Source organism: Kocuria sp. ChxB (assembly GCF_044359605.1).
GTDB lineage: Bacteria > Actinomycetota > Actinomycetes > Actinomycetales > Micrococcaceae > Kocuria > Kocuria rhizophila.
In genome coordinates this window covers 1,205,658-1,230,187 of record NZ_CP121123.1, presented here as the reverse complement: position 1 = coordinate 1,230,187, position 24,530 = coordinate 1,205,658, and the positions used below count along the sequence as shown (strand labels likewise).

Below are 24,530 nucleotides of genomic sequence, written 5' to 3'. Positions count from 1 at the left end.
CTCTTCCCTTCTGAGGTTGAGCGGGGTAGACTCAAGGCAAGTGACAAACCTTTAGTCAAGCAAAGGAGATGCCGTGGACACCAAGTTCACCACCAAGTCTCAAGAGGCCCTGAACGCCGCGGCCACGAACGCCGCCACGGCGGGCAACCCCACCATTGAACCCGCCCACCTGCTCAAGGCCCTGATGGACCAGCGTGACGGTGTGGCCGTCGCCGTCCTGCAGGCCACGGGAGCGAACGCCGACTCCGTGTCCCTCAAGGCCAGCTCGCTCATCAAGGCGTTGCCGAGTGCCTCCGGGGCTTCCACCGCCCAGCCGCAGCTGGGCCGCGGTGCCCTGCAGGCGCTGCAGGCCGCGGAGAACTACGCGCGCGAGCTGCAGGACGAGTACGTCTCCACGGAGCACATCCTCTACGGACTCGCGGCCGGCCAGGAGAAGACCGCGGAGGCCCTCTCGAGCGCCGGAGTCACGGCCGAGGCGCTCGCGGAGGCCATTCCTCAGGTGCGCGGAGACCGCCGGGTGACCAGCCCGGATCCCGAGGGCACCTTCCAGTCGCTCGAGAAGTACGGCACGGACCTCACCGCGATCGCCCGGGACGGCAAGCTGGACCCCGTGATCGGCCGTGACTCGGAGATCCGCCGCGTGGTGCAGGTGCTCTCACGCCGCACCAAGAACAACCCCGTGCTGATCGGTGAGCCCGGCGTGGGCAAGACCGCCGTGGTCGAGGGTCTCGCGCAGCGCATGGTGGCCGGGGACGTCCCCGAGTCCCTGCGCGGGAAGACCCTGATCTCCCTGGACCTCGGGTCCATGGTGGCGGGTGCCAAGTACCGCGGTGAGTTCGAGGAGCGGCTCAAGGCCGTCCTGGACGAGATCAAGAAATCCGAGGGGCAGATCGTCACGTTCATCGACGAGATCCACACCGTGGTCGGTGCGGGCGCGTCCGAGGGCTCCATGGACGCCGGCAACATGCTCAAGCCCATGCTGGCCCGCGGTGAGCTGCGCCTGATCGGTGCCACCACGCTGGACGAGTACCGCGAGAACATCGAGAAGGACGCCGCCCTGGAGCGCCGCTTCCAGCAGGTCTACGTGGGGGAGCCCTCGGTGGAGGACACCGTGGCCATCCTGCGCGGGCTCAAGGAGCGCTACGAGGCGCACCACAAGGTGCAGATCGCGGACTCCGCGCTGGTGGCCGCGGCCCAGCTGTCCACCCGGTACATCCCCAGCCGCCAGCTGCCGGACAAGGCCATCGACCTGATCGACGAGGCCGCGTCCCGGCTGCGCATGGAGATCGACTCCGCCCCGGAGGAGATCGACGAGCTGCGCCGCGCTGTGGACCGCCTCACCATGGAGGAGCTCGCGCTGGACGGCGAGAGCGACCCCGCCTCCGTGGAGCGCCTGGCCGCCCTGCGCCAGGACAAGGCGGACAAGCAGGCCGAGCTGGACGCGCTGAACGCCCGCTGGGAGTCGGAGAAGGCCGGTCTGAACCAGGTGGGCGAACTCAAGGCCCGGATCGACGACCTGCGCTCGCAGGCCGAGCGCGCCCAGCGCAACGGCGACCTCGGCGAGGCCTCCCGCCTGCTCTACGGCGAGATCCCCGCCGCTCAGAAGGAGCTCGACGCCGCCCAGGCCCAGGAGGACGCGAGCGGACTGAGCGAGGACACCATGGTGTCCGAGGAGGTCACCGCGGACGACATCGCCGAGGTAATCTCCGCGTGGACGGGCATTCCCGCGGGCAAGATGCTGCAGGGCGAGTCCGAGAAGCTGCTGCACATGGAGGACGTCCTGGGCAAGCGGCTGATCGGGCAGCGCAAGGCCGTGACCGCCGTGGCGGACGCGGTGCGCCGCTCCCGGGCAGGCATCTCCGACCCGGACCGGCCCATCGGCTCGTTCATGTTCCTGGGTCCCACGGGCGTGGGCAAGACCGAGCTGGCCAAGTCCCTGGCGGAGTTCCAGTTCGACGACGAGCGCGCCCTGATCCGCATCGACATGTCCGAGTACTCGGAGAAGCACTCCGTCTCCCGGCTGGTCGGTGCCCCTCCCGGATACGTGGGCTACGACGAGGGTGGTCAGCTCACCGAGGCCGTGCGGCGCCGCCCGTACTCCGTGGTGCTGCTGGACGAGGTGGAGAAGGCCCACCCCGAGGTCTTCGACATCCTGCTGCAGGTGCTGGACGACGGCCGCCTGACCGACGGCCAGGGCCGCACCGTGGACTTCCGCAACGTGATCCTGATCCTCACCTCCAACATGGGCAGCCAGTTCCTGGTGGACCCCACCCTGGAGGACAAGGCCAAGAACGACGCCGTGATGGGCGTGGTGAACGCGTCCTTCAAGCCGGAATTCCTCAACCGGCTGGACGACATCATCATGTTCGAGCCGCTGAGCACCGAGGACCTCGCGAAGATCGTGGACATCCAGGTGGCCCAGCTGGCCACGCGTCTCGCGCAGCGCCGCCTGGCCCTGGTGGTCACGCCCGCGGCGAGCGAGTGGCTGGGCATGACCGGCTACGACCCCGCCTACGGCGCCCGCCCGCTGCGCCGGCTCGTGCAGCGCGAGATCGGCGACCGCCTGGCCAAGGGCCTGCTGTCCGGGGCCATCCTGGACGGCGACACCGTGGTGGTGGACGTGGACCCGGACGTCGCCGAGGACGGCCTCACGGTCACGACCGAACGGGGCGGCTCAGCGGCCTCCCGGGACATGGGGGACGACGACATCGTGGATGCGGAGATCGTGGACGAGTGACCGTTGCGCCCACCCGGTGACCGGTTGCCGGGCACGGGGCGCCGGTGAGGAATCCCTCCGCGCCGGCGCCCTCCTCCCGGCCCACCCAGGGCCGCCGTGCGACGCAGCGGGGGAACCGCCCGGCGCCCGTTCTCCGGCCCCCTGTGGCAGCCCGGGGATGGGCCGAAGCGGGGTCGAATCCGGGCCCGTCCACGGCGGCGGCACGCCCCTGAGCCGCCCCGGACCGGCCGGGGGTGAACGCACAGGTGGCCGGTACGCGAGAAGCGTTCAAAACATGTACCCTGGACTCACGAAAAACTGACAAGACACTCCGGGGCCGTACTGTGTGCTCAACACGGCACCGCCCACCGGACACGAGACGCAGAGGGGGTCACGCCATGGGGCGCGGCCGTCAAAAGGCGAAGGCGACACGACAGGCGCGGGAGATCAAGTACTTCAGCCCGCAGACCGACTACTCGGCCCTGCAGCGCGAGCTGCGAGGCACGACACCGTCCTCCCGAGCCGTGGACCACGAGGAACGACCCGAGGACGAGGACGACTACTCGACCTACGTGGAGAAGTACTCCGACTACGACTGACCCGGCGTCCGGCGCGGTGAGCGCGCCGCTCGACTTCAGCACAGCAACGAACCGCCCACACTGCCGTGTGGGCGGTTCGTTGCGTACCGTCGGTCAGTCGGCGTAGTCGCCGGTCATCAGCACGCCGCCACCGGCCACGCCCTTGGCGCCCTGCACCCAGTCGGTGCCGTGCCGGGCGGCGTCCGGGTCCACGGGGCCCACGCGGCCCATGACCCACGAGGGGAGACCGCGCTCGTTGAGGTGGGCCACGGCGGCGTCGGCCACTGCCGGGTCCACGATCGCGACCATGCCCACCCCGAGGTTCAGGGTGCGCTCCAGGTCCGGCTGCGGCACGTTGCCCAGCTCCGCCACCAGGCGGAAGACCGGCGGCAGGGACCACGTGGAACGGTCCACGGTGGCCTGCAGGTCCGCGGGGAGCACGCGGGCGAGGTTGGCCGCCAGGCCTCCGCCGGTCACGTGGGAGAAGCCGCGCACGCCGTGGCCCGTGGCACCCTCCTCCCCGTTGACGGGGAAGGTTCGGGCGAGGTCCAGGACGTCGGCGGCGTAGACGCGGGTGGGCTCCAGCAGCTCCTCGCCCAGGGAGCGGCCCAGCTCGCTGACCTGCCGGTCCAGCTGCCAGCCGGCCACGTTGATGACCCGGCGCACCAGGGAGTAGCCGTTGGAGTGCAGGCCGGAGGAGGCCATGCCGATGATGACGTCCCCGTCCTTCACGCGCTGCGGGCCGAGCAGCTCGTCGGCCTCGACCACGCCGGTGGCGGCCCCGGCGACGTCGTACTCGTCCACTCCGAGAAGGCCGGGGTGCTCCGCGGTCTCCCCGCCGACCAGCGCGGTGCCGGCGGCCTCGCAGGCGGCGGCGATGCCCCGCACGATGCCGGCGATGCGCTCGGGGACCACCTTGCCGGTGGCGATGTAGTCGGTCATGAACAGGGGCCTGGCGCCCACCACCACGATGTCGTCCACGACCATGCCCACGAGGTCCCACCCGATGGTGTCGTGGATGTCCAGGGACTGGGCGATGGCCACCTTGGTGCCCACTCCGTCCGTGGACGTGGCCAGGTACGGCTTGCGGTAGGCGGTGAGCTCCGAGACGTCGAAGAGACCCGCGAACCCGCCCACGCCGCCCACCACGCCGGGCGTGTGGGTGGCCTTCACCGCGGCCTTCATGAGCTCGACGGCACGGTCCCCGGCGTCCACGTCCACGCCGGCACTCGCGTACGTGACGGACTGGGGCTCGTGGGGCTGCTGGCTCATGCGCGGGTCTCCTGGGTGGCGGCGTCGTCGGGTCGGTCGGTGAGGGGCTCCACTAGGTCCGCGGAGGGCGCCGCGTGGGCACCGGTAGCCTCGAGGACGGCCTTGCCCAGGCGGTCCGCCTTGGGCAGCGCCGTGGGGTACTCGCCGGAGAAGCACGCCGTGCACAGGTTGCCGCGGGACTGCGCGGTGGCCTCGATCATGGCGTCCTCGGAGATGTAGCCCAGGGAGTCCGCTCCCAGGGAGGCGCGGACGTCCTCCACGGTGAGGCCGTTGGCGATCAGCTCGGCCGGGGAGGCGAAGTCGATGCCGTAGAAGCACGGCCACTTGATGGGCGGAGAGGAGATCCGCACGTGGATCTCCGCGGCTCCGGCCTCCCGCAGCATCCGCACCAGGGCGCGCTGGGTGTTGCCGCGCACGATCGAGTCGTCCACGACCACCAGGCGCTTGCCCGCCACGATCGAGCGCAGGGGGTTGAGCTTGAGCCGGATGCCGAGCTGGCGGATGGTGTCCGAGGGCTCGATGAACGTGCGCCCCACGTAGGAGTTTTTCACCAGGCCGTGGCCGAAGGGGATCCCGGCGGCCTCCGCGTAGCCGATCGCGGCCGGGGTGCCGGACTCCGGGGTGGGCATCACGAGGTCAGCGTCCACCGCGTGCTCCTGCGCGAGCCGGCGCCCCATCTCCACGCGGGACTCGTACACCGAGCGGCCGTTGATGGTGGTGTCCGGGCGCGCGAGGTACACGTACTCGAAGACGCACCCGGCGGGCGTGGGCTCCGCGAAACGGCTCGAGCGCAGCCCGTTCTCGTCGATCGCGATGAACTCGCCGGGCTCGACCTCGCGCACCAGGGAGGCGCCCACGATGTCCAGCGCGGCGGTCTCGGAGGCCACCACCCAGCCGCGTTCGAGGCGGCCCAGCACGAGCGGACGCACGCCCAGCGGATCGCGGGCGGCGTAGAGCGTGCTCTCGTCCATGAACGTGAGGCAGAACGAGCCCACGAGCTGGGGGAGCAGCTTCATGGCTGCTTCCTCGAGCGAGTTGAGGGGGTGCTCGGCCAGCAGGGCTGTGATCAGGGCGGTGTCCGTGGTGTTGCCGCGCGCCATCTCACCCCGGGAGGGGAACCCGGACTTGTCCAGCAGCAGGTCGTAGAGCTCCGCGGAGTTCGTCAGGTTGCCGTTGTGCGCGAGCGCCAGGGTGCCGTGCGGCGTGGCCCCCAGGGTGGGCTGCGCATTGGCCCAGTGGGAGGCGCCCGTGGTGGAGTACCGGGCGTGGCCCACGGCCAGGTGCCCCTTGAGGGTGTTGAGGGTGGTCTCGTCGAAGACCTGGGACACGAGCCCCATGTCCTTGTAGACCGAGATCCGCTCGCCGTCCGAGGTGGCGATGCCCGCGGACTCCTGCCCGCGGTGCTGCAGGGCGTAGAGACCGTAGTAGGTCAGCTTGGCGACGTCCTCGCCGGGAGCCCACACGCCGAACACGCCGCACGCGTCCTGGGGGCCTTTCTCACCGGGAAGAAGGTCATGGGAGAGTTTTCCGTCAGCTCGAACCACGAGAGACAGTGTCTCACGAGTGCGTGCGGTGCCCGCCTTCGTGAACGTCCTCGACCTCGGCGGACGCGTTCCGTGAGCGCTTCAACGAGACCCGGTCCAGCAGCAGGCCCACCACGGCACCCAGGGTGGCACCCAGGATCAGGAACATCATGAGGAAAAAGCCGATGATTGCCGCGCGGGTATAGGCGATCGAGCCGGGGCCGAGCGCCCCCACGAGGAGCCCCACGAGGGCGCCGACCGCGGCGCCGGTGGCCACGAACGCCAGGAGGTTGGGGGCGCGGCGCACCGTCACTTCCTGCGTCCGGGACACGGACTGCGGCTGTCGGTCGGGGGTTTCGGGGCTCGCGGAACTCATGGTCTCCAGGCTATCGCGCGTTCCGGGGACCGCGCGCCGAGCCCGCTGAGGGCGGGCTGGCGATCCGCTGGGAGTTGGTGTCACCCGAACAGCGGCAGCCACGCACTGAGGTCCGTGCGGGTTCCCGACGCCGCCACGGTCCCCTCCGCGACCGCGTGCGCCCAGGTCTCGGCGCCCGTGGCGAGGGCCAGCCAGGTGGCCGCGTCCGTCTCCACCACGTTGGGAGGGGTGCCGCGGGTGTGCCGTGGCCCGGGGACGCACTGGGTCACGCCGAAGGGCGGCACACGCACCTCCACGGAGTTGCCCTCGGCCCGGGAGCCGAGCTCCTCGAGGCAGTAGCGCACCGCGGTGGCGGTGGTGCGCCGGTTCGCGTTCTCGGGGTCCCGGCGCCAGCGCGCGAGCGCGAGGGAGCCGTCCGCGGGGTCGATCCTGCGTCGCATGCCAGGGCTGTCCTCAGGCCATGAGGTCGAGCAGCGGCTGGGCGAGCTCGATGGCGCCCACCGGCTGCCCGGCCGCGGTGACGGGGTGCGTGACGCGCGCGAGGACGCGGTCGGCGTCGGCCCGGGAGATGGCGCCCGCGTGGACGAGCAGGTTGAGGCCCACCAGGGAGTTGGCGCGGGAGGAGCCGTCGAGCATCTTGATGGCCACGGACCACCCGGAGCGGGTGCCGAGGCCCAGCACGCCCTCGGCGCCCAGCTTGGTGATCACGTCCAGCTCCTCCATGACCACGGTGTTGGAGCGGCCCGGGCCCTGGACGTACTCGGGGTAGTCGAGCATGGAGGTGGCCACGGTGGCGGCGCGGGCGTCCGCCTGGATGTTGCGCGCGGCGCGGCCCAGCGTGGAGTACATGCGCGCCAGACCGGTCAGGGAGATGGCCGTGAGCGGCGCTCCGCAGCCGTCCGCCCCCAGGTGCGCCACCGTCTCGCCGGAGAACTCCTCGATGGTCTCCACCACGAGCTGCTGCAGCGGGTGGGCCGGGTCCAGGTAGGAGTCCGTGGGCCAGCCGTTGGTCACGCACGCGAGCAGGAAGGCCGCGTGCTTTCCGGAGCAGTTCATGCACATCCGGTTCTTGCCGCGCTCGGTGCGGATCAGCCACGCGCGGGTGTCCTCGTCCTCGGGCCAGTCCGGCGGGCACTGCAGGGCCTCGGGGCCCAGGTCCGCGGCCTTCAGGATCGAGCTCACGGCATCCAGGTGGTCGAACGTGCCGGTGTGCGACGCCGCCGCGATCGCCACCTGCTCGCCCCGCAGCGCCGCCCCGGCCTTCATGGAGGCGATGGCCTGGAACGGCTTGAGCGTGGAGCGGGGGAAGATCGTCTCCTCCGGGGCGCCCACGGAGAACGCCACGGACCCGTCCGGGGCGAGCACCACGGCGGAACCGCTGTGGCGGGACTCCACGTATCCGCTGCGCTGCACCACCGCGAGTTCGACGGCCTGGTCCGAGCTGAAAGTCTGCATGGCCCCAGTATGACAGCGGGGCGCGCACCCCCGTTGCCCTCGTCAGGGCCCCTGCCGATACGCTGAGCGCGTGAAGGTTTTGGTGGTGGGCCCAGGCGGCCGCGAGCACGCGATGATCATGTCCCTGCTGCGGGACCCGCACGTCAGCGAGGTCCACGCTGCCCCCGGCAACGCCGGGATCGCCCAGGACGTCCCCGTGCACCCCCTCAACGCCCAGGACCCTGAGGCCGTGGTGGCGCTCGCGCGGGACCTGGCCGCGGACCTCGTGGTGGTCGGTCCGGAAGCGCCGCTCGTGGCCGGTGCCGCGGACGCCCTCACCGAGGCGGGGATCCCGGTCTTCGGCCCGTCCCGCGAGGCCGCCCGCATCGAGGGCTCCAAGGCGTTCGCCAAGGAGGTCATGGCCGCCGCCGGTGTCCCGACCGCGCGCGCCGTCGCCACCTCGGACCTCGCCCGGGTGCGCGAGGCGTTCGAGGAGTTCGGCGCGCCCTACGTGGTCAAGGACGACGGGCTGGCCGCGGGCAAGGGCGTGGTGGTCACGGAGGACCGGGACCGCGCCGAGGCGCACGCCCGGGAGTGCCTGGACGCCGGCGGATCGGTGCTCGTGGAGGAGTTCCTGGACGGCCCCGAGGTCTCGCTCTTCGTGCTCAGCGACGGCACCCACGTGGTGCCCCTGCAGCCCGCGCAGGACTTCAAGCGCGTGCGGGACGGGGACCAGGGCCCCAACACCGGCGGCATGGGCGCCTACACGCCGCTGGACTGGCTGCCCGAGGGGTTCACCCAGGAGGTCGTGGACCGCGTGGCCCGCCCCGTGGTGGACGAGCTGCGACGCCGCGGCACCCCGTTCACGGGCGTGCTCTACTGCGGTCTGGCCGTGACCTCCCGGGGCACACGGGTCATCGAGTTCAACGCGCGCTTCGGGGACCCCGAGACCCAGTCCGTCCTGGCCGTGCTGCAGACGCCGCTGGGTCAGCTGCTGCTCGACGCCGCCCGGGGACGCCTCGACGAGGACCGGGCCCTCGAGTGGGCGCCCGGGGCGTCCGTGACGATCGTGCTCGCCGCGCACAACTACCCCGGTGCCCCGCGCAAGGGGGACGTGATCACCGGACTGGAGGACGCCGCCCATGAAGCGGACACCTGGGTGGTCCACGCCGGCACGGATCGCAACGAGGCCGGTGAGCTGGTCTCCGCCGGTGGCCGGGTGCTCGCCGTGGTGTCCCGCGGTGCGGACCTGCGGCAGGCGCGGGAGCGCGGTTATCGTGGGATGGAGCACATCACCCTGGACGGATCGCACTACCGCACGGACATCGCGCTCGCGGCGTCCGAGGGGCGGATCGAGACCCCGGTGACCCCGGCGGCGTCGTCCCCCGGGGCGGAGCACGCACCAGCGGTGGACGGACGGCCCGCGGCGGACGCGGCAGAGGAGCAGGCATGAGCGAGCACGGCACACCCCGCGAGATCCCCGGCTGGAAGCACGTCTACTCGGGCAAGGTCCGGGAGCTGTACGTCCCGGACGAGTCCCGCCTGGCGGCCACGGGGGCAGCCATCCACGACGACGCCGAGTACCGCGCGGGCGCCGTGCTGGTGGTCGCGAGCGACCGGATCTCCGCGTTCGACCAGGTGTTGCCCACCGAGATCCCCGACAAGGGCACGATCCTCACGCAGCTGTCCCTGTGGTGGTTCCAGCAGCTGGACGGGATCCCCAACCACATCCTCTCCACGGACGTCCACGAGTCCGTGCGCGGGCGCGCCGTGGTGTGCAAGAACCTCTCGATGTTCCCCGTGGAGAACATCGTGCGCGGCTACCTCACCGGCTCCGGGCTCAAGGACTACCGGGCCACGGGCGCGGTGTGCGGGATCGAGCTGCCGGAGGGGCTGCAGGACGGCGACCGCCTGGAGCAGCCCATTTTCACGCCCACGGGCAAGGCCGAGCTGGGTGAGCACGACGAGCCCATCACCTACCGGGAGATGGCCAACGTGGTGGGCAACTCCGTGGCGGACCGGCTGAGGGAGCTCTCCCTGAAGATCTACACGCGTGCCGAGCGGATCGCCCGTGAACGGGGAATCATCGTGGCGGACACCAAGGTGGAGTTCGGCCTGGACTCCTACCGCGGGGCCATCACCCTGGGGGACGAGGTGCTGACCCCGGACTCCTCGCGGTTCTGGGACATGGAGACCTACAAGCCGGGCCGCTCCCAGCCGTCCTTCGACAAGCAGTACATGCGTGACTGGCTGCGTTCGGACGCCTCCGGCTGGGACGGCCACGGGCCGGTCCCCGCGCTGCCCGAGGACGTGGTGGCCAAGACGCGCGAACGCTACGTGGAGGCCTACGAACGGCTCACGGGTCGGGCGTTCGACCCCCGCGGCGGCTTCTTCGAGGTGACGGGCCCCGCCGACGCCTGAGCCCCGCGCGCAGGCAGGGAGAGCGGCGTCGGTCTCTCGGGCCTCGGCGTCAGCCGTTCCAGCGGCCGCGGGCCATGTCCACCTGCACCCAGTGCGCGCAGGTGGTTCTGAGGGCCGTTCCCTCGCTCTCGTAGTGCTCCCGCGCGGCGATCTGCAGCCGGTCCGGCAGAGTGCCGTCGGCCCGCACCACGCGCCACCACGGCACGTCCTCGCCGGCCTGGCCCAGGCTCATGATGCGCGCCGCCAGCCGGGGGCTTCCGAGCTGCGCCAGCTCGGCCACGTCCCCGTAGCTGAGCACGGTCCCGGACGGGATGCCCAGCACGACGCTGCGCACCGCCTCGACCGCAGCCTCACCGCGGCGGGTCTGCTCCGCGCCTGGTCCGCTCACGCGGCGGGGATCCGCACGTCCAGGTGCCACACGTGGTTCTGCGGGCCGTAGTCCACCTGGCCGTTCAGCAGGGCCACGCGTTCCCGGATGCCCCGCAGACCGAAGCCGGAGGCCAGTTCGTGGCGCTGCGGGTCCACGGCACCCTGGGACACCCGGTTCTCGGTGTGGATGCACACGGCAGAGTCCTGCACGCCCAGCCGCACCAGGCAGGGTGACCCCGCGGGCGCGTACTTGATCATGTTGGTGGATGCCTCCTGCAGCACCCGGGCCGCGGTGCCGCGGATGGATGTGGGGATATCGTCCACGCCCTCTCCCACCTCGAACTCCGGCACCAGTCCCGCCTGGTTCAGGCTCGACTCGAGGGTCCGGACCACGCCGTGCAGGGAACCGGTGGTCAGGCCCGAGGCGCTGCCCCGCTCCTCGGTGGCCTCCCCGGCGTCATCCGCGCCGGGGGAGTCCCGCAGGATGTGCAGCAGCGTCCGCAGCTCGGTCAGCCCGGAGCGGGCCGCGGCGTCCATGGTGTCGATGGTGCGGTGCAGCTCGGCGGGGTCCGTCTGCCGCTGGGAGCCTGCCGCCTGCATGGTCACCAGGGTGAGCTCGTGGGCCACCACGTCGTGCAGGTCGCGCGCCAGGGCCAGCCGCTCCTGCTCGCGCAGGCGCTGGTGCGTGGCCTCCATGACGGCGAGCCGGCGGGCGTTGAGCCGGTACTGCCCCAGGAAGAAGCGCACGGCCACGCCGATCAGCGCGGCGATGCCCAGGGGGATGCCCAGCGCCCAGAAGAAGTCCGTGCTCTCCAGCACCCAGGCCGTGACCGCCACCCAGGCAGCGTTCACGACAAGGTGGGCGACCAGCGCTGCGCGGCCGAGCATGGCCACGGCGCCGACCATCACCACGCAGCCGCACAGCAGGGCCACGGAGTACTCGTCCAGCACCAGGCACAGGGCGTAGGAGGGGACGATGGCCAGGGCGCTCGCCGCGGCGGACCACGCGAGCAGCGCAACCGCGCCGTAGCTCAGGACGATCCACGCCGAGATCAGGGCGGCCGTCGTGGGAGGCAACGCCGACCACTCCAGGAGGTGGAGGTCGTCGAAGGCCGCCACGGCGGCGAACAGCACCAGGGCGATGCGCAGCCAGCTGGGCAGCCCCCCGGTCCGTACGGTGTGAACCCCGTCCGTCACGGCGGGGGCGGAACTCACCGGGGGTTGCAGTAAATGGGGAAGAAGCGGCAGAGCGCGTGGCCCGGTCCGCGCACCGAGTCACCGGAGGAGACCGCCAGGGCGGGGCCGGCGGAGGCGAAGAGCATGGAGAACACGAGGGCGGCGGCAGCGGCCGCGCGGAGAGGAGAGGTGCGGCGGGCAGGTGAGGCCGCGGCGTCGAGATCCTGCGAATGCTGAGTCATGTGCGCAAGTTTATGATCGTTTCATGGATTTGTGCAGGCTTCTTCTGGTGGACGACCATCCGCTCATGCGGGACGCCCTCGCGAACCTCTTCCGCGCCGAGCCGGGGTTCGAGGTCGTGGGGGAAGCCTCCGAGGGCGCCGAGGCGGTCGCGGAGAGTCTGCGGCTGTCCCCCGACGTGGTGCTCATGGACATCCGCATGCCCGGGATGGACGGGATCGAGGCCACACGCCAGATCGTGGCGCAGTGCCCGGACACCCGGGTGCTGGCACTGACCACGTTCTCCACCCTCGAGTACGTGGTTCCGGCGCTGCGCGCGGGCGCTTCCGGCTACCTGGTCAAGGACGCCCGGCACGACGACATCGTCTCGGCCGTGACCCTCATCCGCGACGACGAGCTGGCCCTGTCCCCGTCCGTGGCGAACTCCCTGGCCAACAACGTGCTGGGCGACGTCCCCGTGCCCTCCGTGCGGCGGGGACGCGGCCGTGGGGCCCTGACCCAGGCGGCCATGTCCCCGCCGCCGGGCCCGCACCCCGGGGCGCCCAAGCTCACCCCGCGCGAGCAGGAGACGCTGGAGTGGATCGCCAAGGGTCTCAACAACGCGGAGATCGCGGAGCGGATGACCGTGTCCCACGGCAGCGTGAAGTCCTACGTGTCCCACCTGTGCGAGAAGCTCGCCGTGCGGGACCGGGTGCAGGTGCTGATCTCCGGCATCCAGTGGGGTCTCGTGCACCCCGAGCTGGACGCGGACTCCACCCCGGGGCCGCGCTGACTCACAGTCCCTGCCCAGTTTCGGTTCACAAGTCTGGCCGAATGGCCATGGTGGTTCGGGGTCCTCGTACGGCAGAGTGGTTCGTGGACATCGGATGAGATGTCCACGCGCTCCGGAGGGGCGGACGGTTGTACGGCGTTCGCATCCCCGACGGAGCGGGCCGCTGGGTTCGCAGCGGGGGTCCCCGTGTCCCCTGTGTGACCGAACGAGTTCCGTGAGGCCTGGATCACCTCACGTGCAGCTCCGAGGATCCCCGCTGCGTCAGCGGTCCAGGGCAGACACGAGCCTGGCCCCGGCGTCCTCCGACCAGGGGGCGTCGGGGTTCTTCTGTGCCCTGCTCCCTCCGGTTCAGCGACCGTGGCCCGCTGGCTGCTCCGTGGCTCGGCCCGCATCCGGCGCGTGGCCGTAGAACCACATGATGTGCTCGCGCAGCAGCCGTGCAGCACGCTCCCCGTCCCGGGCTCGCGTGGCCCGGTGGATCTCCCGGTGCTGCTCCTGCAAACGCGCTCGAATGCTCGGCCAGTCGGAGGTGGCCGCCACGGTCTCCTGGACGTAGCCGATCGTGGCCTCCCGCAGTGACGCCATGATCGTCTCGAGCACCACGTTGCCGCCCAGCGAGGCGAGTTGCAGGTGGAACTGGGCGTCCAGGGCATGGAACTCCTCGTCCCCCACCTCCGGGTCCTCCATGCGGTCCAGCATCTGCTCGGCCTCCGCAAGCACGCGGTCCCGTTCCCCGGTCTCCGACGACGCCGCGTCCAGGCTCGACTGCGTCTCCAGCAGGATGCGGGTGCTCACCACGTCTGCCACCGGCAGGGAGCGGGTGGCGATGTGCATCCGCAGCGCCCAGCCCAGGGCCGCCGAGGGATCCGAGATGACAGTGGCGCCGGACTGCGGACCCGATCCGGTGGCGGTGCGCACCAGCCCCATGGCCGCGAGGATTCGCACGGCCTCCCGCACCGACGCCCGCGAGATGCCGAAGTCCTCGGCCAGGGCGCGCTCGGCGGGCAGCTTGTCGCCCACGCGCAGACCTCCCGAGCGCAGCTGCTGCTCGAGCCAGTCCAGCACCACCGTGTAGGCGGGTGCAGTGCTCATGGTTCCTCCCCGGATCCTGACGTGCGATGGCCCGCCACCGCGAGCTGCGGTGGCGGGCCGAGGCTGTTCACTGTACCCGGCCGTCTCAGGCCGCCGGCAGCATCCACGCGAGCACGTTGGACTGCAGGAACACCAGGCAGCACAGCGCCAGCAGCATGCCCAGGGACCACGGGAGCACGGAGCGGAAGATCTGCGACTCCTTGCCCTGCATCCCCACGGCCGAGGACGCGATGGCCAGGGACTGGGGGGAGATCATCTTGCCCACCACACCGCCGGACGTGTTCGCCGCGGTCATCAGGTACGGGTCCAGCCCGGAGCCCAGGGCCGCGGTCTTCTGCAGGTTGGCGAACAGGGCGTTGGCGGAGGTGTCCGATCCGGTCACGGCCGTGCCCACCCAGCCGAGCACGGGGGAGAAGAAGGCGAACGCCCCGCCGAGTCCCGCGACGAACGTGCCGATCGCCAGGGTCTGGCCGGAGAAGTTCATGACGTAGGCCAGGGCCAGGACCGACATGATGGTCAGGGCGGAGAAGCGCATCTTCCAGAAGCAGCGGCCAATCTCCGCCAGGGCGTCGCCGATGTTCAGGCGGAACGTGCCGTGGTGGTTGAACACGGCGTAGACCACAGCCACCACCAGGCCGGTGAACAGCAGCAGCGTTCCGGGGCTCGAGAGCCACTGGAACGTGTAGACGGTGCCGGAGATGGGGTCCCCCTGGGCGTTGACCAGGTGGCCGTGCAGGCCGGGCCAGGGGATCTTCACGTCAGTGGAGGCCAGGGCCTTGGGGATGCTGACCCCCGCGGTCCACAGCTTGGCGATCCCGAAGACCACCACCACGAGCACGTAGGGCAGCACGGCCATCCACACGCGTGCCGGCGTGAGCACCGCCGCGTTCTCGGGGCGGGTGACGCCCAGGTCCGCGCGCACCTCCTCCGCGCCCTTGGGCCGCCAGAAGCGCATGAGGACCACGATGGCCGCGAGGCCCACCAGCGAGGCCACCACGTCCGTGAGCTCGTAGGAGAAGTGGGTGGCGCACCACCACTGGGCCACGGCGAAGCTGCCGCCCACCACCAGCGCGGCGGGCCAGGCCTGCTTGAGGCCCCGGGCGCCGTCGACGATCATCAGCAGGAAGAACGGAACCACGAACGCGAAGAACGGGGCCTGGTGTCCCACGACCGCGCCGATGTGCGCGGGGTCCAGGTCCGTCAGGGTGCCGGCCGTGGTGATGGGGATGGCGATGGCGCCGAAGGCCACGGGGGCGGTGTTGGCGATCAGGACCAGGGTGGCCGTCTTGAGGGGCTTGAGACCCAGGGCCAGGATCATGGTGGCGGTGATGGCCACGGGGGCACCGAATCCGGCGAGGGCCTCCAGCAGCCCGCCGAAGCAGAAGGCGATCAGCATGGCCTGGATGCGCAGGTCGCCGCCGCCGATGGTGTCGAAGATGGTGCGCAGGTCCTCGAAGCGTCCGGACAGCACGGTCACCTGGTAGAACCACAGGGCCATGACCACGATCCACACGATGGGGAACAGGCCGTAGACGGCGCCCTGGGTGGCCGTCAGCGCGGCGAGGTGGGCCGGCATGCCGAAGCCGAAGACCGCCACGAGCAGGGCCACGGCGAGCGAGGTCAGACCCGCCACGTAGGCGCTCGCCTTGAAGGCGAGCAGCATCACGAAGAAGGTCAGCAGGGGCAGGCAGCCGACCAGGGCTGACCAGCCCACGCTGCCCGCCACGGCATCGGTGGCGGCGGTGAATGTGTTCACGGGTTCTCCAAGGGGTGGGGCCGGATCGGAACCGTGGTTCCCGGATCGAGGGGGCGGTCCCGGCGGGGCGGTGTGCGCCGTGTCCGGGACGGGTCGTACGATAAGTGGTCAGACCATAGTGGTCCGACCACACAGCGTACATGATCCATGTCACACGGTGAAGGAGTCGCGCACCCGCGGGCGTGGGCCCCATGCGCCCCTCCGGCGAAGTGTCCCGGGGTGGGTTGCGCGTTGTTGTGACCGGACTCACGGGCGTAGCCTGGTCTGGCCACAGAGATGGACCGGGGCACAGCATGACCGGCGCAGACGGTTGGGAGACCACACACATGAGAATCGCGCTCTTCGCCACGTGCATCGTGGACGCCATGTACCCCAAGGTGGCGCTGGCCACCGTGCGGATCCTGGAGCGGCTGGGGCACGAGGTCGTGTTCCCCCAGGGGCAGGGCTGCTGCTCGCAGATGCACGTCAACAGCGGGTACTTCCAGGACGCCGTGCCGGTCATCCGCAACCACGTGCGCGCCTTCACCAGCGTGGACTACGACGTCGCCGTGGCACCGTCCGGATCGTGCGTGGCCTCCCTGGGCCACCAGCAGCCCATGGTCGCCCGCGAGTGCGGTGAGGACGCCCTGGCGGAGGACGCCGAGATGGTCGCCGGGAACACGTACGAGCTCTCCGAGCTGCTCGTGGACGTGCTGGGTGTGACCGACGCCGCCGAGCAGCTGGGCTCCTACTTCCCGCACCCCGTGACGTACCACCCCTCGTGCCACGGCATGCGGCTGCTGGGTCTCGGGGACCGCCAGAAGGATCTCGTGCGCTCCGTGGCGGACATCGAGTTCCACGAGCTGCCGGACGCCGAGGAGTGCTGCGGCTTCGGCGGCACCTTCTCCTTCAAAAACCCGGACGTCTCCGGTGCCATGGCGGACGCCAAGCTCCACAACATCCGCGGCTCCGGCGCCTCCCTGTGCACCGGCGGGGACGCCTCCTGCCTGATGCACCTGGGCGGAGCCGCCTCCAAGCGCAAGGTGGACATCCAGACCGTCCACTTCGCGGAGATCCTCGCGTCCACCCGGTCCAACCCGCTGCACGTGGAGGGCCCCGTGGAGCTGTCCATCCCCCAGCCCGGCCGTCGTTCGACGAGCGCGGCCACCACCGCAGGAGCAACTCGATGAGCGTCACGTCCCTCGGCATGCCGTCCGTGCGCCCCGTGCACGGGCAGGGCAACCTGCACGCGCAGGTGGCGTTCCCCAAGGCCGCCAAGAAGGAGCTGCAGAACGAGCAGATGCGGGCCAACATCCGGCACGCCACCCACACCATCCGCGCCAAGCGCGCCGGCGTGGTGGGGGAGGTTCCGGACTGGAGCGAGCTGCGCGACGCCGGCTCCGCCATCAAGGAGACCGTGATGGCGCGGCTGCCGGAGCTGCTCGAGCAGTTCGAGGCGAACGTGACGGCACGCGGCGGCGTCGTCCACTGGGCCCGGGACGCGGACGAGGCGAACGCCATCGTGACCCGCCTGGTCCAGGAGCAGGACACCACCGACGTCATCAAGGTGAAGTCCATGGCCACCCAGGAGATCGGGCTGGACGAGCACCTCTCCGAGCACGGGATCACCGCCACGGAGACGGACCTGGCCGAGCTCATCGTGCAGCTGGGGCGGGACAAGCCCTCGCACATCCTGGTGCCCGCGATCCACAAGAACCGCGAGGAGATTCGCGAGATCTTCAGCCGCGAGATGCCCGGTGTCACGGACGAGCTCACGAGCGAGCCCCGAGTCCTCGCGGAGGCGGCGCGGCAGCACCTGCGGGAGAAGTTCCTGACCACCAAGGTGGCCATCAGCGGTGCGAACTTCGGCATCGCGGACACCGGCACCCTGTCCGTGGTGGAGTCCGAGGGCAACGGCCGCATGTGCCTCACCCTCCCCGAGACGCTCATCACCGTGATGGGCATCGAGAAGCTGCTGCCCACCTACCAGGACCTCGAGGTGTTCTTCCAGCTCCTCCCGCGCTCCTCCACGGGTGAGCGCATGAACCCGTACACCTCCCTGTGGACGGGCGTGACCCCGGGGGACGGCCCCAAGAACTTCCACGTGGTGCTGCTGGACAACGGCCGCTCCGCCGTGCTCTCGGACCCCAAGGGGCGCTCCGCGCTGCACTGCATCCGCTGCTCCGCGTGCCTGAACGTGTGCCCGGTGTACGAGCACGCGGGTGGCCACTCCTACGGCTCCACCTACCCCGGTCCCATCGGGGCGATCCTCTCGCCGCAGCTCACGGGCATCACGTCCGAGAAGAACGCCTCCCTGCCCTACGCGTCCTCGCTGTGCGGTGCGTGCTACCAGGTGTGTCCCGTGAAGATCAACATCCCGGACATCCTGGTGCACCTGCGGGACGAGGACATCCGCACCCAGCACGGTCAGCGCGTGGACCGGGCCGAACCGGCTCCCGCCACCGAGGACCCGGCCGTGGGTGGCGCCGATGACTGGCGCGAGGAGAAGTCCCTCACCGCGGACGAGGGTCAGGGCGGTCAGGACTCTGCGCCCTCCGAGGGATCCCTGTCCCAGCTGGGCTCGCGGGCGCGCCGCGCCGGGCGCCGGATGCGCCGGGCCCTCCTCTCCCGAGGACTGCCCACGCAGATGGACGCCATGATGAAGGGCGCGTCCTTCGTGATGTCCTCCGGTCAGCGGATGTCCCTCGCCGAGCGCGGGCTGCCCATGGGCCGACTGGTGGCGGGCCGCGACCACGCCATCGGCTGGCTGCCCGGCATGGTGGGCGGCTGGACCGACGAGCGGGACATCCCCGAACCGCCCAAGGAGTCCTTCCGCAACTGGTGGAAGAAGCACGAGGGGGAGACCGACGAGCGCCTCGCACGCGACGGTGTCCCGGCGGGGTCCGGCCTGCAGCGCAGCGGTGACGAACGCGCGGAGGACAGCGCGGCGGCGTCGGCCATCCCGGGCGCTCCCGCGGCCGAGGACGCGGCCAAGGCCTCGCGCGTGGCGGAGACCGCCGCCGGCACGGGCGACGACGCCGCCACCCCGGGTGCCGGTCCCGATGCCGCAGCCGGGGGCCAGCGGGAGGCCACGGGCGATCCGCACGAGGACAACATCGACGCCCCCAACGGCCACGCCGAGCGCGGGGACCAGAACGGAGAGCAGGCATGAGCGCGGACGCCAAGACCGAGATCCTGGAGCGGCTGCACGGTGCGCTCTCCGACCACCCGCAGGCGCCCGAGGTCCCCCGGGACTACCGGCACACCTCGGAGCTCTCGCGGGACGAGATCGTGGACATGCTCGAGGACCGGCTGCTGGACTACAAGGCCAATGTGTACCGGGAGACGGCTCAGACGGTGGCGCAGCGGATTGCCACGCAGCTGGGGGCGTCCGCGCGCTACGTGATCCCCGAGGGGCTGGACACCGCGCTGCTGCCGGAGGAGACCGCGGCGCGCCGGGCCATCGTGGATCCCAACGACGGCCGCAAGGCCTCCGCACTGACCGTGCGGGACCTCAACCGGGTGGATGCCGTGGTGACCTCCTCCACGGTGTCCTGCGCGCAGACGGGCACCATCTTCCTGTCCGGGCGCCCGGACGAGGGGCGCCGCGCCATCACGCTGGTGCCGGACCACCACATCTGCATCGTGCCGCTGGACTCCGTGGTGGAGCTGATCCCCGAGGCCATGGCCCGGGTGGAACCCACCGCGCCCACCACCATGATCTCGGGACCGTCCGCCACGTCGGACATCGAGCTCGAGCGCGTGGAGGGTGTCCACGGGCCGCGCACGCTGGACGTGATCCTGCTGGGCTGAGGGTCTGACCGCTCGACGGGCCCGCGCAGCGGCGCCCCGGGGACCCGCCTCGGAGACCACCCACCCACGGGCTGATGCCCAGGTTCACCCCTGAGGGATTAAGTGCAGATATTGCCATCTACCAACCGGTAGATGGCAATATCTGCACTTTTTTCTGCGTGGAGGAGGGCGGTGCTGACGGTGCGCCAGGCGGGTGAGGTGCGGGAGGGGCTCGAGGCGCTCGCGGCGCGTGGCTCTTGCACTGCTCAGTAGCGCGGCTGCGAGGGGTCCACGTCCTCGATCCACGCGAGGATGCCACCGTCCAGGTGCTTGAGGTTGTCCTCCCGCAGGGCGTAGTCGGCGCGCAGGGCCGCGAGGGCCTGCGCGGAGCGCACCCCGGCCTTGCAGTGCAGGACCACGTCCCCCTCGGTGCCCGCGGGCAGCGCCCGCACGCCGTCGGTGAGCAGCCGGTCCAGGGGCACCGGCACGGATCCGGGGATGGACACGAGCTGCCGCTCCCAGTCCTCGCGCACGTCCACGAGCGTGAAGGCGGTCTCGCCGCGCTCGCGGGCCTCCAGCAGCCGGGCGAGTTCGGTGGCGTCCACGGTCTCGACGGCGCTCGGTCCGGCCGGCGGGGTGCCCACCCCGGCCTCGGGGGCAGCGGGCGAGACGTCCCCGCGGTCCGCCGCGCCGTCGCCGGGGGAGGGAAGGCCGCACGCCACGAAGACTTGCGAGAGGTCGGTGACGGGCTTGCGCTCCGGGTCCGGCAGGACGGTGAGGGTGCGCCACGTCTGGGCGAGCGCGTTGTGGACGAGGACCCGGCCCACGAGGGGCGTGCCCAGGCCGGTGAGGAGTTTCAGGGCCTCGGTGGCCATCACGGAGCCGATGGTCGCGGGCAGCACGCCCAGCACCCCGCCCTCCGCGCACGAGGGCACGGAGCCCGCCGGGGGAGCCTCGGGGTAGAGGTCCCGGTACACCGGTCCGTGGCCCGCCCAGAACACCGAGACCTGGCCGTCGAAGCGCAGGATGGAGCCCCACACCACGGGGATGCCGGTGAGCTCGGCGGCGTCCGCCACGAGGTAGCGCGTGGCGAAGTTGTCCGCGCCGTCCAGCACCAGGTCGTACTGCCCGAGGATCTCCAGGGCGTTCTCGGTGCTGAGCCGGGTGTCGTGGGTCCGCACGGTGACCAGCGGGTTGAGACGGGCTACGGCGTCCGCGGCGGAGTCCACCTTGGGCCGTCCCACGTCCCCCACAGTGTGGATCACCTGGCGCTGCAGGTTGGAGACGGACACGACGTCGTCGTCCACGACGCCCAGGGTTCCCACACCGGCGGCCGCAAGGTACTGCAGTGCGGGTGCGCCCAGGCCGCCGGCGCCGACCACGAGCACGCGCGCGTTCTTGAGCCGACGCTGTCCCTCCGGGCCGAACTGCGTGAGCGTGAGGTGGCGCGAGTACCGTTCGAGCTCCTCGCGGGTGAGATCTGCGGCCGGTTCCACCAGGGGGTCGAACGGGGAGGGAGCACTCATCGGGTGACGTCCCCCGCGGCCTCGGCCACGGACCGGGCGGGCCAGTCCCCGCGGGGAGCGTCCTCGCCCGCGCCGATCCGCCCGGCCATGGGCGAGGACGCCAGAGCGTGGGTGCGACGTGCGATCCGTCCCGCGCCGCGCGCGAGCAGACCAGCCTGCACGGCGTGCTTCATGGCGTGGGCCATGGCCACCGGGTCCTGGGCGCGGGTCACCGCAGAGGCGAGCAGCACGGCGTCGCACCCGAGCTCCATGGCCAGCGCCGCCTCGGACGCCGTGCCGATGCCGGCGTCCAGCACCACGGGCACGCCGGCACGCGAGGCGATCAGCTCGATGTTGTGGGGGTTCAGGACGCCTAGTCCCGTGCCGATCGGCGCACCCAGGGGCATCACGGCGCTGGCCCCGGCGTCCTCGAGGCGCAGCGCGAGCACGGGGTCGTCGGACGTGTACGCGAAAACCTTGAAGCCGCGCCGCACGAGCTTCTCGGTGGCGTCCAGCAGCTCCACGCCGTCCGGCAGCAGGGTGTCCTCGTCGGAGATGATCTCCAGCTTGACCCAGTCCGTCTCCAGCGCTTCGCGTCCGAGCTCTGCGGTCAGCAGCGCGTCCCGGGCCGTGTAGCACCCGGCGGTGTTCGGCAGCACCCGGATGCCGTGGCGGCGCAGGATTCCGTACAGGCTGTCCTGCGGGGCCCCCGACGACGACGCCGCCGCACCCGTCCCACCGGTGGCTCCCGTTCCGCGCGGGCCGCCTCCGTCCACCCCCGCTCCGGAGCCACCGGGAACGGAGGCGGCACCCGGCCGCGACGGGCCGGGGGAGAAGCGACGCAGGGCCACCGTGGTCAGCTCGGTGCCGGAGGCCAGCAGGGCGCGCTCGAGCATGGCGAGGTCCGTGAGACCGCCGGTGCCCATGATGAGCCGTGAGGTCAGCTCCACCCCGGCCACCGTCAGCGGCGCTGTGCCCAGATCCTTGTCCGTCATGCTCAGCCTCCCTGCACCGCGGTGACGACCTCCACGGACTGCCCCGGTGCCACGGAGGTGGTGGCCCACAGGGAGCGGGGGACCACGGTGTCGTCCACGGCCACGGCGATCCCCAGGGGGTGCCCGTCCGCGGCGGTGCCCTGCGGGGTGATCTCTCGGCCGGTCAGCTGGGCCACCGCATCGGTGAGGGTAAACCCCTCTCCAACTTCCACAGGGGAGCCGTTGATGCTCGCGGTGCCCGGACCGGCGTGGTGCCGCGGTGCGGGGGGCTCGCCAGTGGCGGGCACCGGTCCTCCGGTGTCCGGGGAACCGGGCTCGGCGCCGGCCTCTGGTGTGTGCGGTGCAGGGGCGCTCATGCGAGTCCTCCCGAGAAGTCGGTGGTGTCGTGCAGGTCGTGGTTCGGGCGGGAGTGCCGCCCCGGATCCGTGGCGGCGAGAAACTCCACGTCCCGCTGGTGGTCCACGGCGGGGTCCAGGATCCCGGTCACGAGTTCCGCCGCGAGGCGGGAGGCCACCGGGGTCAGCAGGATGCCGTGGCGGAAGTGCCCGGTGCTGATCACCAGCCCGGCCACGGAGGTGGTCCCGAGGTAGGGAAGGTCGTCCGGGGTGCCCGGGCGGGCCCGGGCCATCATCTCCAGGACGTCGCAGTCGTCGATCGCGGGAACCACCGCGCGGGCGTCCCGCAGGAGCTGGTGGACGCCTCCGGCCAGCACCGACTCCCGGCCGTCCTCGCGGTTGGTGGCACCGACCACCAGGGTGCGGTCCACGCGCGGGACCATGTAGACCGGGCGGCCCATGACCTGGGCGCGCACCGTGCGGGTCAGCAGGTGCTCCTCACCGGGTCCCAGCACGGAGTCGGGGACGCGCAGCCGCAGGATGTCACCGAACACGGGTCGCAGCCGCAGCTCCAGGTCCTCGGGCAGCCCGCCCATCGTGTTGGCCGTGAGCCCCGAGGCCACCACCACCGCGTCCGCGGGGATCCGCTCGCCGTTGTCCAGGAGCGCACCCTCCACCCTGCGGGGGCCCTTGCGGGGGACCTGCACCGACTCCACCCGGTGGGTCAGCCAGGTGACCGGGCCGGCATCCGCGGCGCCCTCGAGCGTCTCGGCGTGCGGTGCGTTGAGGGCCTCGACCATGGCGGCGGCCAGCATCCGCGGGTCCACCTGACGGTCGGAGACGATGCGCACGGCACCCCCGAGCCTGGGGGCGAGCGCGGGTTCCATGGAGCGGGCCTCGCGCGTGGAGATCTCCTCCACGTCCATGCCCGAGGCGATCTGGTGGGAGGCGAGGTCGGAGAGGGACCGGGCGCCCGCGGCGTCGGCGGCGACCACCAGCGTCTCCTCGGTGCGGTATCCCGTGCCGAGTCCCGTGGCCGCGGCCACGCGCTCCACAAAGCCGGGGTACTCCTCGGCGGACGCGCGCATCAGGGGGTAGAGCCGCTCCTGGCCGTACTGGGTCTCCGCGACGGGCGCCAGCATCCCCGCGGCGGCGCGTGTGGCGCCCCACGCGGGCTGGGGATCGGCCACGGTGACGGCGGCCCCGCGGCGTCGCAGTTCGAGCGCTGTGGCCAGGCCGATCAGACCGGCCCCGGCCACCACCACGTGGGCGGGTGTGTTCTCGGGCATCTCTTCCTCCCTCCGGCGGCATGATCCGCATCAGGTGACCGGTCGGCGGCTCACGCCCTCTCAGCCCGCTGCGGTGGTCCGTGCGGACGGGTGCGGGCTCCCGTGGAGCTCGTCGGACGGCGCGGTGGGTGGCGGCCGGACGACGCGGCCAGTCTAGTCCTCCCCGTGGCCCCCGTCCCCGGGGAATTCGCGGGGAGCAGATCGCTCGCCGCGCGCCCAGTGCCGGTTCGTGCCACTATGGCGGCATGGCACACATCGAGGACCAGGGACGACGACGCCGCGAGAAGCTGCGGGACGCACGGCTCTACGTGTGCGTGACCGCACGACGGGAACGCGGTGACCTGCGGGAGTTCCTGCACGCCGCGTACGAGGGTGGGACGGACATCATCCAGCTGCGGGACAAGACGCTTGAGGCGGCCGCGGAGATCGAGGCCATCGAGGTGCTCGCGGAGGTCGCCCGTGAGCACGGCAAGCTCTTCGCGGTGAACGACCGCGCGGACGTGGCCCTGCTGACCGGCGCGGACGTGTTCCACGTGGGCCAGGGGGATCTCACCACGCAGCAGGCCCGCACGGTGCTGGGCCCTGACGTGGTGCTCGGCCGCTCGTGCCACTCGCCCGCCCAGGTGGACGCCGCGCTCGCGGATCCCGGGCTCGACTACTTCTGCACCGGACCGGTCTGGGAGACCCCCACCAAACCGGGACGGGCCGCGGTGGGCCTGGAGCTGCCCCGCTACGCCGCGGAGCACGCCGGGGACACGCCGTTCTTCGCGATCGGGGGTGTCGACGCCGCCCGGCTCCCCGCCGTGCTCGGCACCGGGGCCTCGCGCATCGTGGTGGTGCGGGCGGTCACCGAGGCCACCGACGTCACCGCCGCCGCACGCGCGCTGCGGGACGCGCTGCCCGCCTGACG

Annotated in this window: 23 protein-coding genes and 1 riboswitch; of the genes, 9 read left to right on the top strand and 14 right to left on the bottom strand. The window is 71.7% G+C overall.

Features of this window, described 5'->3' with window-relative positions; genetic code table 11:
• Window positions 1-73: 73 nt before the first annotated feature.
• Both clpB and P8S73_RS05385 read left to right on the top strand, forming a co-directional pair.
• Window positions 74-2,737 carry an ATP-dependent chaperone ClpB gene (gene clpB, locus P8S73_RS05390; protein ID WP_191872552.1) on the top strand — a complete coding sequence of 888 codons (2,664 nt, stop codon included), beginning with the start codon at window positions 74-76 and terminating at the stop codon, window positions 2,735-2,737.
• 377 nt (window positions 2,738-3,114) lie between these two features.
• Window positions 3,115-3,315: a DUF3073 domain-containing protein gene (locus P8S73_RS05385; protein WP_019310020.1), complete on the top strand. Its 201-nt coding sequence runs from the start codon at window positions 3,115-3,117 to the stop codon at window positions 3,313-3,315.
• Window positions 3,316-3,408: 93 nt separating this feature from the next.
• Here P8S73_RS05385 and purM read toward each other — a convergent pair whose 3' ends face one another.
• The 5 genes from purM to P8S73_RS05360 all read right to left on the bottom strand — a co-directional run bounded on the left by purM (window position 3,409) and on the right by P8S73_RS05360 (window position 7,920).
• A complete protein-coding gene (gene purM, locus P8S73_RS05380) occupies window positions 3,409-4,566 on the bottom strand; it encodes a phosphoribosylformylglycinamidine cyclo-ligase (RefSeq protein ID WP_121566327.1) in 1,158 nt (385 codons plus the stop codon).
• Window positions 4,563-6,110 (bottom strand): amidophosphoribosyltransferase, encoded by a 1,548-nt coding sequence (purF, locus tag P8S73_RS05375; protein WP_121566328.1) that lies wholly within the window; start codon window positions 6,108-6,110, stop codon window positions 4,563-4,565. Before purF ends, purM begins: the two co-directional genes overlap by 4 nt.
• 13 nt (window positions 6,111-6,123) lie before the next feature.
• On the bottom strand, window positions 6,124-6,465 hold the full coding sequence (locus tag P8S73_RS05370) for a DUF2273 domain-containing protein (protein ID WP_019310023.1): 342 nt from the start codon (window positions 6,463-6,465) through the stop codon (window positions 6,124-6,126).
• A gap of 80 nt (window positions 6,466-6,545) precedes the next feature.
• On the bottom strand, window positions 6,546-6,905 hold the full coding sequence (locus P8S73_RS05365) for a sterol carrier family protein (RefSeq protein ID WP_039102010.1): 360 nt from the start codon (window positions 6,903-6,905) through the stop codon (window positions 6,546-6,548).
• Window positions 6,906-6,918: 13 nt separating this feature from the next.
• A complete protein-coding gene (locus P8S73_RS05360; RefSeq protein ID WP_039102012.1) occupies window positions 6,919-7,920 on the bottom strand; it encodes an asparaginase in 1,002 nt (333 codons plus the stop codon).
• A gap of 70 nt (window positions 7,921-7,990) precedes the next feature.
• Between P8S73_RS05360 and purD the strand changes: the two genes are divergently transcribed.
• Both purD and P8S73_RS05350 read left to right on the top strand, forming a co-directional pair.
• Window positions 7,991-9,352 (top strand): phosphoribosylamine--glycine ligase, encoded by a 1,362-nt coding sequence (purD, locus tag P8S73_RS05355; RefSeq protein WP_208546988.1) that lies wholly within the window; start codon window positions 7,991-7,993, stop codon window positions 9,350-9,352.
• Complete coding sequence (locus tag P8S73_RS05350) at window positions 9,349-10,320, top strand: phosphoribosylaminoimidazolesuccinocarboxamide synthase (RefSeq protein WP_039102014.1); 972 nt, start codon at window positions 9,349-9,351, stop codon at window positions 10,318-10,320. Before purD ends, P8S73_RS05350 begins: the two co-directional genes overlap by 4 nt.
• A 49-nt stretch (window positions 10,321-10,369) precedes the next feature.
• Here the strand turns inward: P8S73_RS05350 and P8S73_RS05345 are convergent, their stop codons facing one another.
• From P8S73_RS05345 to P8S73_RS05335, 3 genes are read right to left on the bottom strand one after another with little or no spacing between them, the layout of a single operon-like run.
• Window positions 10,370-10,708: an MGMT family protein gene (locus P8S73_RS05345; RefSeq protein WP_135010758.1), complete on the bottom strand. Its 339-nt coding sequence runs from the start codon at window positions 10,706-10,708 to the stop codon at window positions 10,370-10,372.
• Window positions 10,705-11,904 (bottom strand): sensor histidine kinase, encoded by a 1,200-nt coding sequence (locus tag P8S73_RS05340; RefSeq protein WP_235005127.1) that lies wholly within the window; start codon window positions 11,902-11,904, stop codon window positions 10,705-10,707. Before P8S73_RS05340 ends, P8S73_RS05345 begins: the two co-directional genes overlap by 4 nt.
• Complete coding sequence (locus tag P8S73_RS05335) at window positions 11,901-12,107, bottom strand: hypothetical protein (protein WP_039102017.1); 207 nt, start codon at window positions 12,105-12,107, stop codon at window positions 11,901-11,903. The genes P8S73_RS05340 and P8S73_RS05335 overlap by 4 nt, the downstream gene beginning before the upstream one ends.
• A 23-nt stretch (window positions 12,108-12,130) precedes the next feature.
• Here P8S73_RS05335 and P8S73_RS05330 point away from each other — a divergent pair, with 23 nt between their 5' ends.
• On the top strand, window positions 12,131-12,877 hold the full coding sequence (locus tag P8S73_RS05330; RefSeq protein ID WP_039102018.1) for a response regulator transcription factor: 747 nt from the start codon (window positions 12,131-12,133) through the stop codon (window positions 12,875-12,877).
• Between the two features lie 348 nt (window positions 12,878-13,225).
• On the opposite strand, the gene P8S73_RS05325 is transcribed toward P8S73_RS05330, so the two are convergent.
• On the bottom strand, window positions 13,226-13,969 hold the full coding sequence (locus tag P8S73_RS05325; protein ID WP_039102019.1) for a FadR/GntR family transcriptional regulator: 744 nt from the start codon (window positions 13,967-13,969) through the stop codon (window positions 13,226-13,228).
• Window positions 13,970-14,054: 85 nt separating this feature from the next.
• Window positions 14,055-15,725 (bottom strand): L-lactate permease, encoded by a 1,671-nt coding sequence (locus P8S73_RS05320; protein WP_039102020.1) that lies wholly within the window; start codon window positions 15,723-15,725, stop codon window positions 14,055-14,057.
• A gap of 326 nt (window positions 15,726-16,051) precedes the next feature.
• On the opposite strand from P8S73_RS05320, the gene P8S73_RS05315 reads away from it, so the two are divergent.
• The 3 genes from P8S73_RS05315 to P8S73_RS05305 are packed head-to-tail and all read left to right on the top strand — an operon-like array spanning window position 16,052 to window position 19,517.
• On the top strand, window positions 16,052-16,894 hold the full coding sequence (locus P8S73_RS05315; protein WP_039102030.1) for a (Fe-S)-binding protein: 843 nt from the start codon (window positions 16,052-16,054) through the stop codon (window positions 16,892-16,894).
• Window positions 16,891-18,876 carry a LutB/LldF family L-lactate oxidation iron-sulfur protein gene (locus P8S73_RS05310; RefSeq protein WP_039102021.1) on the top strand — a complete coding sequence of 662 codons (1,986 nt, stop codon included), beginning with the start codon at window positions 16,891-16,893 and terminating at the stop codon, window positions 18,874-18,876. The genes P8S73_RS05315 and P8S73_RS05310 overlap by 4 nt, the downstream gene beginning before the upstream one ends.
• Window positions 18,873-19,517, top strand: coding sequence for an LUD domain-containing protein (locus P8S73_RS05305; protein WP_039102022.1), 645 nt, complete (start codon window positions 18,873-18,875; stop codon window positions 19,515-19,517). Before P8S73_RS05310 ends, P8S73_RS05305 begins: the two co-directional genes overlap by 4 nt.
• Before the next feature lie 245 nt (window positions 19,518-19,762).
• On the opposite strand, the gene moeB is transcribed toward P8S73_RS05305, so the two are convergent.
• From moeB to thiO, 4 genes are all read right to left on the bottom strand, one after another.
• Window positions 19,763-21,022: a molybdopterin-synthase adenylyltransferase MoeB gene (moeB, locus tag P8S73_RS05300; RefSeq protein WP_039100570.1), complete on the bottom strand. Its 1,260-nt coding sequence runs from the start codon at window positions 21,020-21,022 to the stop codon at window positions 19,763-19,765.
• Window positions 21,019-21,996: a thiazole synthase gene (locus tag P8S73_RS05295; protein ID WP_039100571.1), complete on the bottom strand. Its 978-nt coding sequence runs from the start codon at window positions 21,994-21,996 to the stop codon at window positions 21,019-21,021. Before P8S73_RS05295 ends, moeB begins: the two co-directional genes overlap by 4 nt.
• 2 nt (window positions 21,997-21,998) lie before the next feature.
• Window positions 21,999-22,352, bottom strand: a complete 354-nt coding sequence (thiS, locus tag P8S73_RS05290) for a sulfur carrier protein ThiS (protein WP_372747947.1) — start codon at window positions 22,350-22,352, stop codon at window positions 21,999-22,001.
• Complete coding sequence (gene thiO / locus P8S73_RS05285; RefSeq protein ID WP_039100572.1) at window positions 22,349-23,620, bottom strand: glycine oxidase ThiO; 1,272 nt, start codon at window positions 23,618-23,620, stop codon at window positions 22,349-22,351. Before thiO ends, thiS begins: the two co-directional genes overlap by 4 nt.
• Window positions 23,611-23,733: riboswitch (TPP riboswitch) on the bottom strand. Its footprint overlaps the gene before it by 10 nt.
• Window positions 23,734-23,865: 132 nt before the next feature.
• Here thiO and thiE point away from each other — a divergent pair.
• Window positions 23,866-24,528, top strand: a complete 663-nt coding sequence (gene thiE / locus P8S73_RS05280) for a thiamine phosphate synthase (RefSeq protein WP_039100573.1) — start codon at window positions 23,866-23,868, stop codon at window positions 24,526-24,528.
• Window positions 24,529-24,530: the final 2 nt, after the last annotated feature.

Excerpts from the sequence above, each read along its gene's own strand:
- P8S73_RS05360 (WP_039102012.1), bottom strand. The coding sequence starts at position 7,920 with ATGCAGACTTTCAGCTCGGACCAGGCCGTCGAACTCGCGGTGGTGCAG.
- P8S73_RS05295 (WP_039100571.1), bottom strand. The coding sequence starts at position 21,996 with ATGACGGACAAGGATCTGGGCACAGCGCCGCTGACGGTGGCCGGGGTG.
- P8S73_RS05305 (WP_039102022.1), top strand. The coding sequence starts at position 18,873 with ATGAGCGCGGACGCCAAGACCGAGATCCTGGAGCGGCTGCACGGTGCG.
- thiS (WP_372747947.1), bottom strand. The coding sequence starts at position 22,352 with ATGAGCGCCCCTGCACCGCACACACCAGAGGCCGGCGCCGAGCCCGGT.
- P8S73_RS05385 (WP_019310020.1), top strand. The coding sequence starts at position 3,115 with ATGGGGCGCGGCCGTCAAAAGGCGAAGGCGACACGACAGGCGCGGGAG.
- P8S73_RS05310 (WP_039102021.1), top strand. The coding sequence starts at position 16,891 with ATGAGCGTCACGTCCCTCGGCATGCCGTCCGTGCGCCCCGTGCACGGG.
- moeB (WP_039100570.1), bottom strand. The coding sequence starts at position 21,022 with ATGAGTGCTCCCTCCCCGTTCGACCCCCTGGTGGAACCGGCCGCAGAT.
- purM (WP_121566327.1), bottom strand. The coding sequence starts at position 4,566 with ATGAGCCAGCAGCCCCACGAGCCCCAGTCCGTCACGTACGCGAGTGCC.
- thiE (WP_039100573.1), top strand. The coding sequence starts at position 23,866 with ATGGCACACATCGAGGACCAGGGACGACGACGCCGCGAGAAGCTGCGG.
- P8S73_RS05325 (WP_039102019.1), bottom strand. The coding sequence starts at position 13,969 with ATGAGCACTGCACCCGCCTACACGGTGGTGCTGGACTGGCTCGAGCAG.
- P8S73_RS05330 (WP_039102018.1), top strand. The coding sequence starts at position 12,131 with ATGGATTTGTGCAGGCTTCTTCTGGTGGACGACCATCCGCTCATGCGG.
- P8S73_RS05365 (WP_039102010.1), bottom strand. The coding sequence starts at position 6,905 with ATGCGACGCAGGATCGACCCCGCGGACGGCTCCCTCGCGCTCGCGCGC.
- P8S73_RS05370 (WP_019310023.1), bottom strand. The coding sequence starts at position 6,465 with ATGAGTTCCGCGAGCCCCGAAACCCCCGACCGACAGCCGCAGTCCGTG.
- thiO (WP_039100572.1), bottom strand. The coding sequence starts at position 23,620 with ATGCCCGAGAACACACCCGCCCACGTGGTGGTGGCCGGGGCCGGTCTG.
- P8S73_RS05350 (WP_039102014.1), top strand. The coding sequence starts at position 9,349 with ATGAGCGAGCACGGCACACCCCGCGAGATCCCCGGCTGGAAGCACGTC.
- P8S73_RS05335 (WP_039102017.1), bottom strand. The coding sequence starts at position 12,107 with ATGACTCAGCATTCGCAGGATCTCGACGCCGCGGCCTCACCTGCCCGC.
- P8S73_RS05315 (WP_039102030.1), top strand. The coding sequence starts at position 16,052 with ATGAGAATCGCGCTCTTCGCCACGTGCATCGTGGACGCCATGTACCCC.